The organism is Mesorhizobium sp. M4B.F.Ca.ET.143.01.1.1 (assembly GCF_004792275.1).
Lineage (GTDB): Bacteria > Pseudomonadota > Alphaproteobacteria > Rhizobiales > Rhizobiaceae > Mesorhizobium > Mesorhizobium abyssinicae.
Map to the genome: position 1 here is coordinate 478,112 of NZ_SRSR01000001.1, position 18,419 is coordinate 496,530.

18 protein-coding genes are annotated in these 18,419 nt (G+C 66.0%); 11 read left to right on the forward strand and 7 right to left on the reverse strand.

The genetic code is table 11. The features are described from left to right. Positions 1-50 precede the first annotated feature (50 nt). From fliQ to EN786_RS02285, 3 genes are all read left to right on the forward strand, one after another. Positions 51-317: a flagellar biosynthesis protein FliQ gene (gene fliQ / locus EN786_RS02275; RefSeq protein ID WP_126058467.1), complete on the forward strand. Its 267-nt coding sequence runs from the start codon at positions 51-53 to the stop codon at positions 315-317. Between the two features lie 288 nt (positions 318-605). Further along, positions 606-2,339 (forward strand): asparagine synthase (glutamine-hydrolyzing), encoded by a 1,734-nt coding sequence (gene asnB / locus EN786_RS02280; RefSeq protein ID WP_281405012.1) that lies wholly within the window; start codon positions 606-608, stop codon positions 2,337-2,339. A gap of 208 nt (positions 2,340-2,547) precedes the next feature. After that, positions 2,548-4,191 (forward strand): MFS transporter, encoded by a 1,644-nt coding sequence (locus EN786_RS02285; protein ID WP_135907950.1) that lies wholly within the window; start codon positions 2,548-2,550, stop codon positions 4,189-4,191. A gap of 28 nt (positions 4,192-4,219) precedes the next feature. Here EN786_RS02285 and EN786_RS02290 read toward each other — a convergent pair whose 3' ends face one another. From EN786_RS02290 to EN786_RS02305, 4 genes are all read right to left on the reverse strand, one after another. Further along, entirely contained in the window at positions 4,220-4,588 is a 369-nt protein-coding gene (locus EN786_RS02290; RefSeq protein ID WP_127310773.1) for a cupin domain-containing protein, read from the reverse strand. A gap of 117 nt (positions 4,589-4,705) precedes the next feature. Further along, on the reverse strand, positions 4,706-6,091 hold the full coding sequence (locus EN786_RS02295) for an FAD-binding oxidoreductase (protein WP_127310774.1): 1,386 nt from the start codon (positions 6,089-6,091) through the stop codon (positions 4,706-4,708). 95 nt (positions 6,092-6,186) lie between these two features. Next, positions 6,187-7,968 (reverse strand): chloride channel protein, encoded by a 1,782-nt coding sequence (locus EN786_RS02300; protein ID WP_127286097.1) that lies wholly within the window; start codon positions 7,966-7,968, stop codon positions 6,187-6,189. A gap of 146 nt (positions 7,969-8,114) precedes the next feature. Continuing rightward, positions 8,115-8,414 (reverse strand): putative quinol monooxygenase, encoded by a 300-nt coding sequence (locus EN786_RS02305; protein ID WP_127286096.1) that lies wholly within the window; start codon positions 8,412-8,414, stop codon positions 8,115-8,117. A gap of 141 nt (positions 8,415-8,555) precedes the next feature. On the opposite strand from EN786_RS02305, the gene flhA reads away from it, so the two are divergent. Genes flhA through EN786_RS02320 form a run of 3 tightly spaced genes read left to right on the forward strand, consistent with a single transcriptional unit; the run spans position 8,556 to position 11,780 of the window. Beyond that, positions 8,556-10,643, forward strand: a complete 2,088-nt coding sequence (flhA, locus tag EN786_RS02310; protein WP_127286095.1) for a flagellar biosynthesis protein FlhA — start codon at positions 8,556-8,558, stop codon at positions 10,641-10,643. Continuing rightward, positions 10,640-11,392, forward strand: a complete 753-nt coding sequence (gene fliR, locus EN786_RS02315; RefSeq protein WP_127286094.1) for a flagellar biosynthetic protein FliR — start codon at positions 10,640-10,642, stop codon at positions 11,390-11,392. The genes flhA and fliR overlap by 4 nt, the downstream gene beginning before the upstream one ends. Before the next feature lie 4 nt (positions 11,393-11,396). Then, positions 11,397-11,780 (forward strand): hypothetical protein, encoded by a 384-nt coding sequence (locus EN786_RS02320; RefSeq protein ID WP_127310775.1) that lies wholly within the window; start codon positions 11,397-11,399, stop codon positions 11,778-11,780. A 42-nt stretch (positions 11,781-11,822) separates the two neighbouring features. On the opposite strand, the gene EN786_RS02325 is transcribed toward EN786_RS02320, so the two are convergent. Beyond that, positions 11,823-12,410, reverse strand: a complete 588-nt coding sequence (locus tag EN786_RS02325; protein ID WP_127286092.1) for a transglutaminase-like cysteine peptidase — start codon at positions 12,408-12,410, stop codon at positions 11,823-11,825. A 278-nt stretch (positions 12,411-12,688) separates the two neighbouring features. On the opposite strand from EN786_RS02325, the gene EN786_RS02330 reads away from it, so the two are divergent. From EN786_RS02330 to EN786_RS02345, 4 genes are all read left to right on the forward strand, one after another. Continuing rightward, entirely contained in the window at positions 12,689-13,243 is a 555-nt protein-coding gene (locus tag EN786_RS02330) for a rod-binding protein (protein WP_245478340.1), read from the forward strand. A gap of 7 nt (positions 13,244-13,250) precedes the next feature. Beyond that, a complete protein-coding gene (locus EN786_RS02335; protein WP_127286091.1) occupies positions 13,251-13,667 on the forward strand; it encodes a hypothetical protein in 417 nt (138 codons plus the stop codon). A gap of 34 nt (positions 13,668-13,701) precedes the next feature. Next, a complete protein-coding gene (locus EN786_RS02340) occupies positions 13,702-14,226 on the forward strand; it encodes a hypothetical protein (RefSeq protein ID WP_127286090.1) in 525 nt (174 codons plus the stop codon). A gap of 175 nt (positions 14,227-14,401) precedes the next feature. Beyond that, positions 14,402-14,686, forward strand: coding sequence for an SCP2 sterol-binding domain-containing protein (locus tag EN786_RS02345; RefSeq protein WP_127310776.1), 285 nt, complete (start codon positions 14,402-14,404; stop codon positions 14,684-14,686). Positions 14,687-14,737: 51 nt separating this feature from the next. Here the strand turns inward: EN786_RS02345 and EN786_RS02350 are convergent, their stop codons facing one another. Beyond that, positions 14,738-15,445 carry an N-acetyltransferase gene (locus tag EN786_RS02350; RefSeq protein ID WP_320319539.1) on the reverse strand — a complete coding sequence of 236 codons (708 nt, stop codon included), beginning with the start codon at positions 15,443-15,445 and terminating at the stop codon, positions 14,738-14,740. Positions 15,446-15,543: 98 nt separating this feature from the next. Then, entirely contained in the window at positions 15,544-16,677 is a 1,134-nt protein-coding gene (gene odc2 / locus EN786_RS02355; RefSeq protein WP_127311543.1) for an ornithine/lysine decarboxylase, read from the reverse strand. A gap of 540 nt (positions 16,678-17,217) precedes the next feature. On the opposite strand from odc2, the gene EN786_RS02360 reads away from it, so the two are divergent. Then, on the forward strand, positions 17,218-18,417 hold the full coding sequence (locus EN786_RS02360) for an amidase (RefSeq protein WP_127285388.1): 1,200 nt from the start codon (positions 17,218-17,220) through the stop codon (positions 18,415-18,417). Positions 18,418-18,419: the final 2 nt, after the last annotated feature.

Consider the following 18,419-nt stretch of genomic DNA (forward strand, 5'->3'; position numbering starts at 1 on the left):
ACTCGACCTGAGATCATCCGGCTCTAGGCGACAGGCTCCGGTCACGACCCATGAACGAGGCCGACGCCCTCGATATCGTCCAATACGCGGTGTGGACGGTGCTGACCGCTTCCGCGCCGGTGGTGTTGGTTGCGATGGCGGTCGGCATCGGCATCGCGCTGATCCAGGCGCTGACCCAGATCCAGGAAATCACGCTGACCTTCGTGCCGAAGATCGTCGCCATCATGCTGGTGGTGGCGCTGACCGGCCCATTCATCGGCGGTCAGATATCGGCCTTCACCAACGTCATCTTCGAGCGCATCGAGCACGGCTTCTGACGCGGAACACGGAGTGCCTGCTCCTTGCGCTCTCCGGACGGCTTGCGGGCAGCCCGGTTGCGGCTAGATTGTGAATTGCGCGGCGTGGGCGCCACTGGTCTCAGGCGGTCTTCGAAAATCATGGGGCAGACTAAACCGGCCGGCAGGCCATGTGCGGAATAGCCGGCGTCTGGCGAAAGCGCGACCCGATCGGCGCCGGCGACCTGTCGGACATCGCCGGCATGATGCAGGCGCTGGCGCATCGCGGGCCGGACGACCACGACAGCTGGAGCAGCAGCCGGCTCGGCCCTGGGTCATCGCCGGCTTGCCATCATCGATCCCTCACCGGCCGCCCGCGAGCCGATGCTGACCGCATGCGGCAAGGGCGTGCTCGCCTACAATGGCGAGGTCTACAACTACCGCTCGCTGCGCCAGGCGCTCGAGACGGAAGGCTGTATTTTCCGCAGTGTCTCCGACACCGAAGTGGTTCTGCAGGCCCTGCATCATTGGGGTCCCGAAAAGGCGGTGCCGCTGTTCGACGGCATGTTTTCCTTTGCCTATTTCGACGCGCGCGACAACGCCCTGTGGCTCGCCCGCGACCGCCTCGGCATCAAGCCGATGGCGGTGGCCGAGACGGCCGAGCGGATCCTGTTCGCTTCCGAGGACAAGGCGATCCTCGCCAGCAACGGTTTTGGCCGCCGCATCGACGCGCGCGAGATCACCTTGCGGCTTGCCTGGCAGCACCGCGATTCGAGCTTCAGCCTGTTCGACGGCATCGAACGCCTGCCGCCGGCGGGCCTCTGGAAGATCACCGACGCCGGCATCGAGAAGCGCTGTTTCTGGCACGTCCTCGATGTGCTGGAGGCGGCGCGCATCACCGGCGACCGCATCTCCGACGACGAGCATATAGCGAAGCTCGAAGCGCTGATCGAGGACAGCGTCGATATCCATTGCATCGCCGACGCCAGCATCGCCACGGCCTGCAGCAGCGGCGTCGATTCCGGTCTGATCACAGCGCTCTCGAAGCGCTTCAGGCCGGAAATCCACGGCTATGTCGTCGACCCCCGGCTTGGACGAAGCGAGGCGGAGAACGCCGAACGCACCGGCCGCCGCGCCGGCGTCCCGCTGCGCCGGGTGCCGGTCGACAGGGACCGGTTCTTCGAGCTCTGGCCGAAAGCGGTCTGGCACCTCGAAAGCGACGGCTGGCATGCAAGCCATGTCGGGCTTCTGGCGCTGGCCGAGCAATGCCGGGCCGACGGCGTCAAGGTGCTGCTGACCGGCGAAGGTGCCGACGAACTCTTCGGCGGTTACAAATGGCAGGCCGAAAGCATGCGGGCCTGGCAGGCATGGTCCTGGCCGGGACGGCTGTTCCGCTCGAAGCGCTGGCTCGATCGCAAGTTCGGGCGCCTGCGCCATGCGCCATTCAAGACATCGACCGGCAATAGCTCGGCCTCGGAGCGCAATCTCGTGCTGAGGTCGCTATCGCCAGAGCTCAATTTCCTGCAGACCAGGATCTTCGACCGGCTCGAACCGGTGACGCCGCTCGGCGATCGCGCCTTCCTTGGATGCTGTCTCTACGATCTCTATTCGCATTTGCAGGACCTGCTCAACCGGCATGACCGGCTGAGCATGGCGGCATCGGTCGAGCTCAGGGTTCCCTTCATCGAAAACCGGCTGATCGACTTCGCGATCCATCTGCCGAGGCGTCAGAAATTGCGCGGCAGGACCGGCAAGTGGCTATTGAAGAAGGTCGCGGAGAAGCACCTGCCGCGCGAGAACGTCTACGCACCGAAGAAGGGTTTCGAAATCTCGTCCGGCTTCACCCAGGGCAGCCAGGGCCTGCTGCGCGGCGGCTATCTGCGCGACGCGCTGAAATGGCCCGCCGCCGCCGTCGAGGACCTTGTCGACCTGGCGAGGCGCGACGAAGCCTCGCGACTACGCCTCGTCGGCATGGAACTGTTCCTGCGCCTTCATGCCGGCGGCGAAACGGCGGGCAACCTGACCCATGCGCTGCATGCCGCGGCCGCAGAAGCGTCTGGTTAAGCGGTTCGGCCCAACCGTACGCCCGGGCGGTTGGTCCAAGGCCGCCAGACCATTGGCTTAGCCGCGTAACGACGCATTTTTGCCTCGCTATCCTGTTGTTGGAGCATAATCTTTTTCAAGCAACGGTCCGCCCCGCGTCGCCATGCTCCATCTCCGGAGAGGACATTCGCGGCGGCAGGCCAACGGCGTGTAAAGCGGGACAGCGCGGATGATCGATGACGAGCCGGACAGCGAACGCGTCTCGGCGCTGGCGCCGTTCAGCCACGGCATCTTCCGGGCCGTTTGGTCGGCCAGCCTGGTGTCGAACTTCGGCGGTCTCATCCAGGGCGTCGGCGCCGCCTGGATGATGACCATGATCGCCACCTCGTCCTACCAGGTGGCGCTGGTCCAGGCCTCGACCACGCTGCCGATCATGCTGTTCGCGCTGGTCGCCGGCGCCATCGCCGACAGCTTCAACCGGCGCAAGGTGATGCTGGTGGCGCAGACCTTCATGCTGGTCGTCTCGGCGCTGCTGACGCTGTTCACCTGGTTCGGCCTGATCACGCCGTGGACGCTGCTCGCCTTCACCTTCCTGATCGACAGCGGCACGGCGCTGAACAGCCCGTCATGGCAGGCCTCGGTCGGCGATATGGTGCCGCGTTCCAAGGTGCCGGCGGCCGTAGCGCTGAACTCGATGGGCTTCAACCTGACGCGCAGCGTCGGCCCGGCGATCGGCGGCGTCATCGTCGCCGCCGCGGGCGCCGCCGCGGCCTTCGCCGCCAATGCGCTGAGCTATATCGGGCTGATCATCGTGCTGTTTCGCTGGAAGCCGGAAATACCGGCGCAGACCTTGCCGCGCGAGACGCTTGGCGCGGCGATGGGCGCCGGCCTGCGCTATGTCGCAATGTCGCCCAACATCGGCAAGGTGCTGGTCCGGGGCTCGGCCTTCGGCTTCAGCGCCGGCGCGGTGCTGGCGCTTCTTCCGCTGGTGGCGCGCGATGTCGTCAAGGGCGATGCCTTGACCTACGGCATCATGCTCGGCGCCTTCGGCATCGGCGCGGTCGGCGGCGCGCTGATCAGCGTGCGGCTGAGGCAGTTGCTGTCCTCGGAGACGATGGTGCGCATGGCCTTTGGCGGCTTCGCCGTCTGCGCCCTCAACGCCGCCGTCAGCCTTCACGCCTGGCAGACCGCTCTCGGTCTGCTCATCGGCGGCGCCTGCTGGGTGCTCGCGCTGTCGCATTTCAACGTCACGGTGCAGATGTCGACACCGCGCTGGGTGGTCGGCCGGGTGCTCTCGGTCTACCAGACGGCGACCTTCGGCGGCATCGCGCTGGGCAGCTGGGTCTGGGGCGTCGTCGCCGACGCGCATGGCGCCGAGACCGCGCTGATCGCGGCCAGCATCACCATGCTGGCGGGTGGCGCCATCGGCCTCGTCCTGCCCTTGCCGCAGCATGCGGTGCTCAACCTCGATCCGCTCAACCGCTTCAAGGAGCCGCATCTGGGGCTCGACCTCAAGCCGCGCAGCGGCCCGATCGCCGTCATGATCGAGTACATCATCCGCGACGAGGACGTGCCGGAGTTCCTCGCCACCATGGCCGAGCGCGGCCGCATCCGCCGCCGCGACGGCGCCCGCAACTGGACACTGGCGCGCGACCTGGAAAATCCATCCGTGTGGATCGAGCATTACCACACGCCGACCTGGCTGGAGTATATCCGCCACAACAGGCGGGCGACCCATGCCGACGCCGTCGTCGGCGAGCGCATCCGGGCATTGCACAGCGGCGGGGAACCGCCGCATGTGCGCCGCATGATCGAGCGGCCGACCACCGCCGGCACCGCCCTGGTCTCACCGAGGGGGCCGATCGAGCACTGACCCGGTTCGGGTCGATCGTCGCCTGCGATCAGGCGGCGCTCTGGATCATGTAGAGCTTGCGCGTGGTCTCCCTGATCAGCCATTCGCCCTTCCAGCCTTGCGGCAGGACGAGCAGATCGCCCGGGCCGAGCTCGCGCCTTTCGCCATCGGCGCGCGCTACTTCGACCCGTCCCGAGATGATGTGGCAAATCTCCGACGAGCCCGAGCGATCGGCGGTGAAGCGGCCCGGCGTGCATTCCCAGATGCCGATATCGACGCTCCCGTCCGGCGATTGGAAGAACGAGCGCACCGCCTCGACCTGGTCGCCTTCGATGGAGGTCGGCTTCGGCGAGAACGCCCCGATATCGGCCGTGGCGAGGTCGTGGAAAGTCGAAAGATCGATCAAATTGGGCTCCATGAAATGCTGATCCGCAATAGAGCAATTCCAGGAAAAGTGTGAACGGTTTTCCGTCCGGAATTGCGTCAAAACAATGAGTTAGAGCAGGCCGCCGTTTCCGTGAAACGGTGAACTGCTCTAGTGACCGGTGATGGCGTCGGCCAGGGCGGCAAGCTTCGAGGTGTGCGAAAGCCCGGCGGCCTCGCGGCGATCGGCGAGATGGTAAAGCTGGTACATCGAATGGACACCGAGCCAGCGGAACGGCTCCGGCTCCCAGCGCCGCACCTTGCGGTTGACCCAGGGCAGGCGCGTCAGTTCCGTGTCCTGGCCAAGGATCAGGTCGGCGAGCGTGCGCCCCGATAGATTGGAGCTGGAGACGCCGAGCCCGACATAGCCGCCGGCCCAGCCGATGCGGGTCGTCGGGTCGAGGCCAACCGTCGTGCACCAATCGCGCGGCACGCCAAGCACGCCGCACCAGGCATGCTCGATGCGGCAGCCCGCCGTCTGCGGCAGCAGCGTCGTCAGGATCTGATGCAGCTGGTCGATCGTCGCCTGCTGCGTCTGGCCGTTGACGTCGGTGCGCGAGCCGTAGCGATAGGGCACGCCGCGCCCGCCCATGGTGATGCGCCCCTCGCGCGTGCGCTGGGCATAGCAATAGGCATGGGCGGCACTGCCGAGCAGCTCATGTCCTTCCCAGCCGATCGCGCGCCACAGCTCAGGCGACAGCGGCTCGGTCACGATCTGCGCGCTGTTGAGCGCCAGCCAGGTCCGTTCCTCGCCGGGGATGCCGGCCGTAAAACCCTCGGTGGCGCGGATGATGGTTTCTGCCCGCACCGTGCCGCGGTTGGTCGTCACGCTGCCCTTGGCGATGGCGGTCACCGTCGTCTTCTCGTAGATCGGCACACCCAGCCGCTCGACGGCGGCGGCAAGGCCGCGCACCAGCTTGGCCGGTTGCACCCGCGCCTGGCCATGGACGACGAAGCCGCCAAGGACGTCGCGGACATTGATGCGCGCCCGCGTCGCCGCTTGATCGAGCATCTCGACGCGGTTCGGATCGACGTCCCAGGCGCGGATCGTCTCGCACTCCTCGCGGGCGCGTTCGAGCTGCGCCGGGTTGGTGGCCACCGTCAGATTGTCGACGCGGCGAATGTCGGCATCGATCCCTTCGGCGGCCGCCACCCGGATCACCTCGTCGACGCAGCCGGCCATCGCCGCCTGCATGGCGCTGACACCTTGCCGGGTCGAGGTCTTGAGATATTTCTCGCGCGACCAGGTGAAGCCGCCCGACAGCCAGCCGCCATTGCGGCCCGACGCGCCGAAGCCGGCGAATTCGCGCTCGATCAGCGCGATGCGCAGCGACGGTCTCGCCTTCTTCAGATAGTAGGCGGTCCAAAGGCCGGTGTAGCCGGCGCCGACGATGGCGACATCGGCCTCGATATCGCCGGGCAAGGGCGGCCGCGGCGCGGGAACCCCGCCGATATCCGCATACCAGAACGATATGTCGCCGTTGCGCTTGGCTTGCATGGGAGAATTTCCGGAGGGAGGGTGAAGGGATCAGGTGGGCGTCGTGTCTGCTGTGCTGTCGTCAGCCTGATCATTGCAGGCGCCGGCGAAAGCCGCTAGCCTTCGCCGGAGAGGTCCCGTCGCGCTTTGTCGAGTTCCTCGGCATAGCGCCGCATCAGATGGCTTTCGGTCAAAAGGCCAAGCACGACGCGATCGGCGAAATCCTCGACCACGGCCAGTTCCTCGGCACCGGCGCGCTGGAAGGTTTCGGCCGCCGTCTGGACGTTCATGGAAGGCACCAGCACGGCGTCCTTGAACCGGGCGAGAGCGCGCACCGGCGTCTCGCCATCCGAAACCTCGCTGTGCAGTTCCGCCACGATCAGCACGCCGACATAGTGCTGGCCGTCATCCACCGCGATGACGCGCTGCGCCGAGCCCAGCGGCACCGCCTTGCGGAAGGCGCCAAGTGTCGTCGCGGCATCGATGGTGCGAACATCCTTGCGCATCATCGAGCCGGCCGTGAGGCTGCGCATCCAGCCGACGTCGTGGGCGCTGCGGATGGTCTCGCCGCGCAGGTGGAAACGCCAGGTCGAGAACGAATAGCCGAAAGTCTCGCGCACCAGCATCGCCGCCATGAGCGAGGCCGCCAGCACAACGCCGGTGAGCGTCAGGTCGCGCGTCGATTCCAGCGCCAGGAAGGTCATCGTCAGCGGCGCGCCGACGACGCCGACGGCGAGCGAGGTCATGCCGACGACGGCGGCGACCGCCGGATCGATGCCGGTCGCCGGCGAGGCGAATGCCATCACGCCGGCGAAGACCTTGCCGAGCAGCGCGCCGAGGAACAGCGAGGCGAAGAACAGGCCGCCGCGAAACCCCGAGCCGAGCGAGATCGCCGAGGCCGCCAGCTTCAGCACGAAGACGCTGGCGACGACGCCAAGCCCATAGTTCATCGCGAACTCGCGATGCAGCGCGCCATGGCCGCTGGACAGCACCTGCGGCGTCACCAGCCCGAGCAGCCCGACAAGGATGCCGCCGATGAAGGGCCGCAGCGACGCATCGATCGACAGCCGGGCAAAGCCGTGCTCGATCAGGCTGACCAGATGCATGATGGCGATCGAGGCCGCACCGCCGAGCAGGCCGAGCAGCAGGAACGGAATGTACTGGCTGGCGGTCAGCGCCGGCAGGCCTGACAGTTCCAGCGGAAACGGCACGACGCCAAACACTTCCGCCGTCAGCGAGGCGCAGATGGCCGCCGTCATCACCGGCGCGACATTGGCGACCGAATAGATGCCGATGATCAGCTCGAAGCCGTAGAAGGCGCCGGTCAGCGGCGCGTCGAAGGCGGCGGCGATGGCGCCGGCTGCACCGCAGCCGACGAGGATGCGCACGTCGTTGCGGCGCAGCCTGAAGGCGCGCGCCAGCCGCGACGCCAGACCAGAGCCAACCTGCGTGTAGCCGGCCTCCAGCCCGACCGAGGCGCCGAAGCCGCTGGACAGCACCGTCTGGCCGACGATGATGAACGTGTCGGTGAGCGACATGCGCCCGCCATAGAGCGCGTTGGCCTCGATCGGGTCGACCGGGGTGCGGAATTTCCACTTCCTGAGCCAGATCACGGTCAGCCCAAGCAGGATGCCGCCGATCGCCGGGATCATCGCCTGCATCGGGCTTGCCAGCGAAAACATCGCCGACAGCCGGCCGCCCGGCTGCACGCCGTAAAGCAGCCAGTGCATGCCTTGCACCAGTTCGCTCATGCCGGTGACAAGCGCGCCCGACATCACCCCGACGACACCCGCAAGTACGACGATGACGATGCCGCGCGCCTCGAGCAGCGGGATCGATCGGATCAGCACCGCGCGCAGCCGGCGGGCATAGACTTGGCTGTGGTTTGTGGCAGTCATCGGAGCGGTTGGCCGATATCCGAAGGGAATGGAAAGCTGCCGGCCTGATACGCCCGGCGGCATTGCGTGGCAATTGCAATGCCGACTGCATGTGGCGCCATTTGGGCGCTGCGGCAATCGCGACGATATCGATGCAGGCTGCTCGATCAGGTCGGCCTGGCGTCGCCGGCTTCGTAGAGCACGAGGTTGCGGTCGCCGATGCCGAGCGCCGGCCAGCTCGCGCGCCAGTCGGCGATGTGGGGCGAGCGGAAATGCGCCTCGAGCGCGGCCCTGTCGCTCCATACCTCCGTGACGCGGATCAGCCCGCTGTCGAGGACATCCTGCGCGTAGGAATATTCGAGGCAGCCCGGCTCGGCGCGGCTCGCCGAAACCATCGTCTGCATGGCCGGCCTTGCCTCGTCCAGCCTGTGCGCCGGCAAGCGGATGGTGCCGATGATCACGAGCATGCCGGTCCCCTTCTGAAGGTTGCGCGCGGCTGAGGATGCCGCGCCCATCGGCAGTAGCCAGTCTCCCACCTTCGCGCAAGCTTGGCCGGTTAGGCTCGAAAGGCTGCCGCGCACTCGGCGGGCTGGAGACTTGAGGACGATATGGCGATCAGCGAAACAATCCCGGCAGGCCTGGCGGCCAAGAACGGCCGCGACGTCTTCTTCGCGCTGGGCATCGTCATCATTCTGGCCGTGCTGTTCCTGCCGATCCCGGCCTTCCTCATCGACATCGGCCTCGCCTTCTCGATCGCGCTGTCGGTGCTGATCCTGATGGTGGCGCTGTGGATCCAGCGGCCGCTCGACTTCTCCTCCTTCCCGACCGTGCTGCTGATCGCCACCATGCTCCGGCTGTCGCTCAACATCGCCACCACGCGTATGATCCTGTCGCACGGCAATGAGGGCACGCACGCGGCCGGCTATGTCATTTCGGGCTTCTCGAAGCTGGTGATGTCGAGTGACTTCGTCATCGGCCTGATCGTCTTCCTGATCCTGATCGTGGTGAATTTCATCGTCATCACCAAGGGCGCCACCCGTATCGCCGAGGTTGGCGCCCGCTTCACCCTCGACGCCATTCCCGGCAAGCAGATGTCGATCGACGCCGACCTCTCCGCCGGCATGATCGACGAGAAGACGGCGCAGTTGCGCCGCCGCGAGCTGGAAGAGGAATCCTCCTTCTTCGGCTCGATGGACGGCGCCTCGAAATTCGTGCGCGGCGACGCCATCGCCGGCCTCATCATCACCGCCATCAACATCGTCGGCGGCATCGCCATCGGCTACATCCGCCACGGCATGGGCATGGGCGAAGCCGCCGACGTGTTCATCAAGCTGTCGGTCGGCGATGGTCTCGTAACCCAGATTCCGGCGCTGATCGTCTCGCTCGCCGCCGGCATGCTGGTCTCCAAGGGCGGCACCCGCGGCTCGGCCAACCAGGCCGTGTTCGGCCAGCTTGGCGCTCACCCGCGCGCGCTCTATGTCGCCGCCTTCCTGCTGGTCATCCTCGGCCTCATGCCCGGCCTGCCGCTGTTCCCGTTCTTTGCCCTTGCCGGCGGCATGGCTGGTCTCGGCTACGTCATCCCGTTGCGCCACAACCGCGCCATGGCCGCCGCCGCGGCGCTGAAGGACGAGGAGAAGGCGAAAAAGGCCGAGGAGGAGAAGAACTCGGTCAAGGCCTCCCTTGCCACCGCCGAGATCGAGCTCTTGATCGGCAAGCAGCTGTCGACGCGCCTGCTGGTGTCGCATCAGGAGCTGGTCTTCCGCATGGCCAAGATGCGCAAGAAATTCGCCCAGCAATATGGCTTCGTCGTGCCCGAAGTGCGCGTCGCCGACGACTTCGCCATCCCGCCGAAGAGCTACCAGATCAAGGTCCACGGCACGGTCGTCGCCGAGTACCAGATGCGCGTCGGCGAGATCATGGTGCTGCTCGGCACCCGCGACGTGCCGGACCTGCCAGGCGAGGAGATCCGCGAGCCGGCTTTCGGCATGCGCGCCTTCTCGGTGCTGGAGACCTTCGCCGAGGACCTCAAGCGCGAGAGCTACACCTATGCCGACAACATGTCGGTGCTGCTCACCCATCTCTCCGAGGTGATCCGCAACAACCTGCCGCAGTTGCTCTCCTACAAGGACATGAAAGCGCTGCTCGAGAGGCAGGATCCGGAATACCGCAAGCTCGCCGACGAGATCTGCACCTCGCACATCTCCTATCCCGGCCTGCAGGCGGTGCTGAAGCTCCTGCTTGCCGAGCGCGTGTCGATCCGCAACCTGCACCTGATCATCGAGGCCATCGCCGAGATCGCGCCGCACGTGCGCCGCACCGAGCAGATCGTCGAGCACGTCCGCATCCGCATGGCGCAGCAGATCTGCGGCGATCTTTCCGAGGGTGGCATGCTCAAGGTGCTGCGCCTCGGCAACCGCTGGGACCTCGCCTTCCACCAGAGCCTCAAGCGCGACGCCAAGGGCGAGGTGCGCGAGTTCGACATCGACCCGCGCCAGCTCGAGGAATTCGGCCAGGATGCGACCAAGGCGATCCGCAAGCATCTCGAAGCCGGCGAGCGCTTTGTCCTCGTCACCGCGCCCGACGCGCGGCCCTATGTGCGCATGATCATCGAGCGCCTGTTCACCACGCTCCCCGTTCTCTCCCATGTCGAGATCGCCAAGGGCGTCGAGATCAAGGTGCTCGGGACGATCTCGTGAGCGCGCTCTCGCAAGGCGTCGTCATCGCCGCCTTCCTCGCCTTCTGCCGCATCGGCGCCTGCTTCATGCTGATGCCGGGCCTGTCGAGCGCCCGCGTGCCGATCCAGGTCCGGCTGTTCGTGTCGGTCGCCGCCACCGGCGGCCTGCTCGCCTTCCTCTGGGACCGCATCTACCCCTATGTCGATCCGCGTCCGCAGATCCTGGCGCCGATGATCGTCTCCGAGCTTTTGGTCGGCGGGCTGATCGGCGCCATGACAAGGCTCTACATGGAGGCGCTGCGCTTCATCGGCTCGGCCATCGCCATGCTGATCGGCTATGGCGGCTCGGGCGGGCCGGCGATCGAGGAGCCGGAACCGCAGGCGGCACTTGCCGCCATCATCTCGTTCTCGGCGCTGCTGCTGCTCTTCGTCTTCGATTTCGACCACGAGATCGTGCGCGCCCTGGTCGCCTCCTATGCGGTCGCGCCGGTCAATGTTTTCTTCAACCCGCAGGCAGCGCTCGTCGATGTCACCGACACGGTGTCGGACGCCTTCTTCCTGGTCATCCGCCTCGGCAGCCCCTTCGTCGCCTATGCCATCCTGGTCAACCTGACCATCGGCTTCGTCAACAAGCTGACGCCGCAGATCCCGGTCTATTTCATCTCGCTGCCCTTCGTCATCGCCGGCGGGCTGATCATCTTCTATTTCGCCATCGGCACCTTGCTGTCGCTGTTCGTCGATGGCTTTGTCGAACTGACGCTCGCCCGGTGAAGCGATGACCACGCGCAAGGAGCGATTGCGGAAACTGGTCAAGGTGCAGGAGCAGCTGAAGGCTCTGCACGAGACGCGCCATGCGACATTCGTGGCGGCGGCGGGAACCGCCGAGGCCGAGGCAAGGGAACTGGTCGAGCATTTCGACGCGGACCAGTCGCTGGCCGGCCTGTTCCCCGACCTCTACCATCGCCGCATCGCCAATGCCCTGGTGCGCCAGGAGGCCAGCCTGGAAAGTGCCAGGCAGGAAGCGGGCCTCATCGCCACGGCGACTGCACGCACCAACATGGTCGAGCGCGCCTACAAGGACGTGCGCCGCCGCGACGAGCGCGAACGCTCCGACCGCGAGCGGCTTGATCTGATCGCCCAGAAACGGGAACAGGAATAGCGGTGGCTTCCGCCTTGGCGCTGGACGGCGCCCTGAGAAGCGTCAGCCGCCCGTCGCGGTGGCCTTGACCGGCCTGGCTGCACCGATCCGTTCCCAGCGCTTGCCATTGCCCTGCGCCTGCCGGGCGAAATAGCTGTATGGGGTGCTGGACCAGTCGCGGACGGAGTTGGTGAGATTGTCGAGCACCAGGTCGCCCTCGCTGGTGCGCACCGTCAGCACCGTATGCCCTTCGCCGTGATAGCTTGCCACGGTCAGCAGCAGCGCCGAAGCCGGCCAGCCGCGCTTCATCAGTTCGAGCTTCTTCAGGATCGCGATGTCCTCGCAATCGCCGGAGACGGTCGGCACGCGCCAGTCGTCTTCCTTGCCGACGGTGGCCTGGTCGCTGAGCTCTGTTATGCGCGAATTGACCGAGCGGTTCACCTGCTTCAATTCGGAACTCAGTCCCGGCTGCAGGACAACGACCTTCCTTCCCCCGGCGGTGCTGCACAGGCTGGGTTGGCGACTGCAGAACGAAAAGAAGGCAGGCGGCGCGAACGCCTTGCCGCTGGTTTCCATGATCGTCCCGGCCTGGGAAGCGAACGGGCAGGCAAGCGACAGCAAGAATGCGATCAGCGCGACATCGCGTTTCACGATCAACGTCTCCAGTGCGTGGATTTGAGGATGAGGGGAGCGGGTTAATGAGCGGTTTCTAAACTGCCCAATTTGGCCGTTAGCGAGGCAGCGCCGTTAACGTATTAATACTTCGAAAAATAAGACTTGAAGCCGTGTCGCGGCGTTGGCCGGCAGAGGGATTCTGGCCGAGCGCGTATCGGTCCGGCGCCGATCGCGTCGCCTCGCTCTCCGCAAGCCTGCCGCAAGCTTGTTGCGCCATTGTCCGTGCCACGAAAATCGGCAAGAGGCGGACTTTTTTGGCAATCTCTCCACCCAGCGACATCGTTCTGGACGTTGCCCGCGCCGCCGAGCCGACGGATGTCGAGGCCGCGCGGGCCGCACTGGCGAAACGCACCGGCGGCGCCTCCGACGCGTTTTCGGTCGCCACGACCGGCACCATGCTTTCCCGCGCCACGGCGGACAAGGCCGAGGCGGCAAATCCGGAGAAGAAGTTCCAGCGCTTCGAGGCGATGGTGCTGCAGACCTTCATCCAGAACATGATGCCCAAGGACACCGAGGGCGTTTACGGCAAGGGCCTCGCCGGCGACATGTGGAAATCGCAGATGGCCGAGCAGATGGCCAATGCGATGGCCGCGCGCGGCGGCATCGGCATCGCCAGATCGCTGCTTGCCGACCACTACATGGACGGCAAGCGCACCGTGCCTGTCGGCCCGGTTTCGGGCGGGCCGGAAAAGACCGAGGTCGACCAGCAGACCCGGCTGTCGACCTCGATGGTGCAGGAGCTGCAGCGCCAGGCCGCGCGGTCGATGACCGGCGACGACACGACCATAGAAACCGAGACGAAAATTTAGGATCCTCATGGCCGACCAATCCGAACTCTCCAACCTGCCGGCGCGGACCTCGGAAGCGCCCGTCCAGTTCGCGCGACCTGGAAACCTCGCCGCCATCATCGGCCGCATCGAGGAAGCGGTCGACGAGGAGACGGCGGGCATCCGCGCCAGCACAGGTTACGACCTCAAGGCCTCCAACGCCCGCAAGAGCCGCTACCTCTATGAGCTGACCCGTGCCATGAAGGGCGCCAACGAGATCGAATTCCTGGAGCAGCATCGCGAGGGGCTGGCGCGGCTGCGCCAGAAGCTGGCCAAGAACGAGGCGGCGATCCTTGCCCATCTCAACGCCGTCAACGAGGTCGCCAATCTCTTGAAGAACGCCATCCAGCGCGCCGAGGCCGACGGCACCTATTCGGCCGGCGAATTCGGCTGGGCCCGGGCATGACTTCGGCCGCGAGGCCCATGCGGGGAAACGACCGGTGATCAAGTTTATCGCCGCCGCGATCTGGATCTGCGCAGCGACGCTCGGCGCCGTGTTCTATTCGTTCCAGGCGGCCGGCAAGGCCGGCGTCGGCGAGACGCCGAAGCCGATGCTGGGCGGCCTCGACTACGTCAAGACCGACATCATCTCGGTGCCGCTGATCCGCGACGGCAGGATCGACGGCTATTTTCTCACCAAGCTCGTCTACACGGTCGAGCCCGAGCAGATAAAGAAACTGTCGATCCCGGCGCAGGCGCTGATCACCGACCAGGTCTATTCCTATCTCTATTCCAACCCGCAGATCGATTTCACCAAGAAGGACACGATCGATCTCGATACTTTCCGCAAGGCGATCCACGACACCATCAACGCCCGCGTCGGGGTCGAGCTGGTGCACGACGTCCTGGTCGACCAGGTCAACTTCCTGTCCAAGGACGAGATCCGCGACAACGCGCTGCGCCGCCGCAAGAATGCCGGCGAGACCGCGCAAGCAATGACCAAGCCTTTCCAGGCGGAGCATTGATCGCTCGCCGAGGCACGGCGGCCTACAGGTCTGCCGAGGTGATGCGAGATGACGCATCGCCACCACGTTGACGTAAACGTCAATGCGAAGCTATATGCGTCAGCGACCGTGATCGCGACATGCGCCGGGCAAAGCGCCGCCGCGCATCAAACGCAACGAGATGAGGAGAACCGCCGTGAGCGTTCAGGAGATTGCCGACAGGATCAAGTCGCGCGTGGCAAGCGCGGGCTTCGAGCATTCGGTGAAGTTCGATACCGGCAGCGACGGCGTCATCGTCATCGACGGCGCCAGCGTTTCGACCACCGACGCGCCGACCGACTGCACCGTCAAGCTTTCGCTCGACGATCTGGATTCGCTGATCGCCGGCGACCTCAACCCGACCATGGCCTTCATGTCCGGCAAGATAAAGATCGAGGGCGACATGACCGTCGCCATGGCGCTCAGCCAGTTGCTCGGCTGACCTTCTCGAAAAACCAAGCAAAACGCCGCCCCGCTGGGCGGCGTTTCTGTCTCAGGCCACCAGTGGCAGCGACTTGAGCTTGCGCCCGGCAGCCTTCAGCGTGCCGCGCGCGCCGTCGAGCACGCCTTCCACCAGCTCCAGCGCCAGCAGCCGGTGCCGCTCATAGGGGCCGGGCATCGCCAGCGCGCCGGTCTTCGCCGCCGAGAAGCCGAAGCGCCCATAGTAGGGCGCATCGCCGACGAGCAGGATCGCGCCATGGCCGAGGCGCGCCGCCTCGGCGACAGCATGGCGCATCAGCGCCGAGCCGATACCGGCGCCCTTGAGCGCGGGATCGACGGCCAGCGGGCCAAGCAGCAGTGCCGCCGCACCGCCCTCGCCCAAGCTTACATCCCAGAGCCGCACGGTGGCGAGCACCGCGCCCGAGGCATCGCGCGCGACGAAGGCCAGGCCTTCCGACGGCCGGCGGCCGCGCCGCAACTTCTCCGACGACTTCCTGCGCCGCCCAGGCCCCATGGCACGGTCGAGCAGGTCCTCGCGCGCTTCGATATCGCCGGCGCTTTCGGCCACGATGGCGAATGCCGGAGCCTGTGAGGCCCCCTCACCCGGCTCGCCGCGCGAGCCAGCCTGTGCCCATTGGGCAAGGGAGGGCGCAAGCGCTGCCATCGGGCTCCTCTCCCCCGCGAAGAAGAGCTGATCCGAAGGGCCGGATGAGGGGGCAATGTCGGTGTCCGCAATGGCCGATTTGATCAGGTAGTCCATGTCCGCGATCCTTCACGAGCGGAGATCTGTTCCACAAGCGAGCCCGGGTGGGCGACAGGCGCCCACCTGGGATGATCTGAACGGTCCTTGCGAACCGGTCAGATCACGTAGGATCGGAGCGGCTCGAAGCCGTTGAAGGCGACCGAGGAGTAGGTCGTCGTGTAGGCGCCGGTGCCTTCGATCAGCACCTCGTCGCCGATGGTCAGCGACAGGGGCAGCGGATAGGGCGTCTTCTCGTACATCACGTCGGCCGAATCGCAGGTCGGGCCGGCGAGCACGCAAGGCGCGGTCTCGCTGCCGTCATGCGCGGTGACGATCGGGTAGCGGATCGCCTCGTCCATGGTCTCGGCGAGACCGCCGAACTTGCCGATGTCGAGGAACACCCAGCGCACATTGTCATTGTCGGCCTTCTTCGAGATCAGCACGACTTCCGACTTGATGACGCCGGCATTGCCGACCATGCCGCGGCCCGGCTCGATGATCGTCTCGGGCAGCGCGTTGCCGAAATGCTTGCGCAGCGCCGAGAAGATCGCCTGGCCGTAGGCCTGCGCCACCGGCACGTCCTTCAGGTAGCGGGTCGGAAAGCCGCCGCCCATGTTGACCATCTTGAGCACGATGCCCTCGTCGGCGAGCGTCGCGAACACCTTCTTGGCATCGCCCAGCGCGCGGTCCCAGGCCGTGAGATCGGTCTGCTGCGAGCCGACATGGAACGACACGCCATAGGCGTCGAGGCCGAGCGCCTTGGCGTGGCGCAGCACGTCGACCGCCATCGCCGGGACGCAGCCGAACTTGCGCGACAGCGGCCATTCGGCGCCCTCGCCGTCGGTCAGCACGCGGCAGAACACGCGCGCGCCGGGTGCGACGCGGGCGATCTTCTCGACCTCCTCGACGCAGTCGACCGCGAACAGGCGGATGCCGAGATGGAAGGCGCGCGCGATGTCACGCTCCTTCTTGATGGTGTTGCCGAAGGAAATGCGGTCCGCGGGCGCACCCGCGTCCATCGCCATCTCGACTTCGGCAACCGATGCGGTGTCGAAGGACGAGCCCATCGCAGCAAGCAGGCGCAGGATCTCCGGCGCCGGGTTTGCCTTCACCGCATAGTAGATCTTGGAATCGGGCAACGCCTTCTCGAAGGCGCGGAAATTGTCGCGCACGACATCGAGGTCGACGACGAGGCATGGGCCGTTCGGACGTCGGGTGGCGAGGAAGTCAAGGATGCGCTGGGTGGCCATCGGGGTCTCTCCATAACGCCTTTCGGCGCGCAATAAGGCTGCGGGACGCGGGCTGTCGGCCTCGCGAACACGCGGTGGACAAAGGCGGGACGGAATATCCATGGAACCAGCCGGTGGAGACCCCGGAACCATGAAATGCCGTCTCGCGGCGGTGAACCTTGGCCTTGCCCGGCCTCGGTTCGCTTTGTCTGCCTTGGCTTGGATGGGAGACCCGTCCGCACTGCCGGCAATGAAGGTGTGCCTCTTTAGTAACCCCGGTCTTTGGACAACCGGAAAAGAACCAGAAAGGCCCGCACCGTCGTTGCTTCAAGGTGTCCTCGATCTTGTGGTTGGCCACTGACCGACTGGAGTGGTTGGCTCCAGTTACCTTACCGATTGCCCTCACCATTCGAGGATCGGCGGACACCCACAGGCACGTGCGACTTTGGGCAAGCGCGATATAAGAGCGTAGGATTTCACAATCAATAAAAATCGTAAGCTGCGGTTGTAAAATTTCCGGCATCGAACAATCTACGGATTACCGTATCCGGATATCGAACGATGACAGGCACGCACGGACCGCTCAACGCCTTCCTGAACCTTCGCCAAATGCCTGTCGCGCATGCGCAATTGGGCACGCTGGCTGGTCTCAGGCTGGCGGTGAAGGACATCTACGACGTCGCCGGCTATCGCACCGGCTGCGGCAATCCAGGCAAGTTCGCAGCGGCTCACGCGGCGTCGCGGACCGCTCCCGCGGTGCAGATGATTCTCGATGCCGGCGCGCGATTCGTCGGCAAGACCCAGACCGACGAGCTCGCATTCTCGCTGATGGGCCAGAACGCGCACTTTCCGTTTCCGGTGAACCCGGCCGCGCCCGAGCGCGTCACCGGCGGCTCATCATCGGGATCGGCGGCGGCGGTGGCGGGCAAGCTCGCCGACATCGCCACCGGCTCCGACACCGGCGGCTCGATCCGCGCGCCGGCGAGTTTTTGCGGCCTGATCGGGCTGCGCGCCACGCATGGCCGCATATCGCTCGACGGCGCCATGAAGCTCGCCCCGAGCTTCGACACGTTCGGCTGGTTCGCCGACGACATCGAAACCTATGAGGCGGTCGGCAAGCTGCTGCTCGGCCGCGACCCGCATCAGCATGCGCTCAACCTGCCACTGTCGATCGGCTGGCTGGACGCCTTGGTGTCGGGTCCGGCCGAGGCCGCCGAATATGCCAGGATGAAGGCGCTCGCCGCTTCCGTCATCGGCGAGCATGCGCAGGTGGAGTACAGTTTCACCTCCTTCCCCGACGAGCTCTATTGGTGCTTTCGCCGCCTGCAGGCCTTCGAGGCATGGCAGGAGCATGGCGACTGGATCAGCAGCGGCGAGCGCGGTCTCGGGCCGGGCGTCGACGAGCGTTTTGCTTTTGGCCGTGCCGTCGATGCCAGGACGGTCGAAACCGAGACGACCCGCCGGCTGGCCTTCCGTGCCGAGCTCGCCGCCCTGCTCGGCAGCCATGGCTTTCTCGTCCTGCCGACCGTTCCGGGCGCGGCGCCGCTCGTCAACAGCGCGCCGGAACAGCTGCAGACCTACCGCGAAAGGGCGCTGCATCTATTGTGCCTCTCCGGCCTCTCCGGCTTCCCGCAGATCACGCTGCCGCTCGGATCGGTCGACGGCGCGCCGTTCGGCCTGTCGCTGCTCGGCCCTTCCGGGAGCGATGTCGCCCTGATACGGCTCGGCCGAAAACTCCTCGACGCCGCACGAAAGGCCTGAGC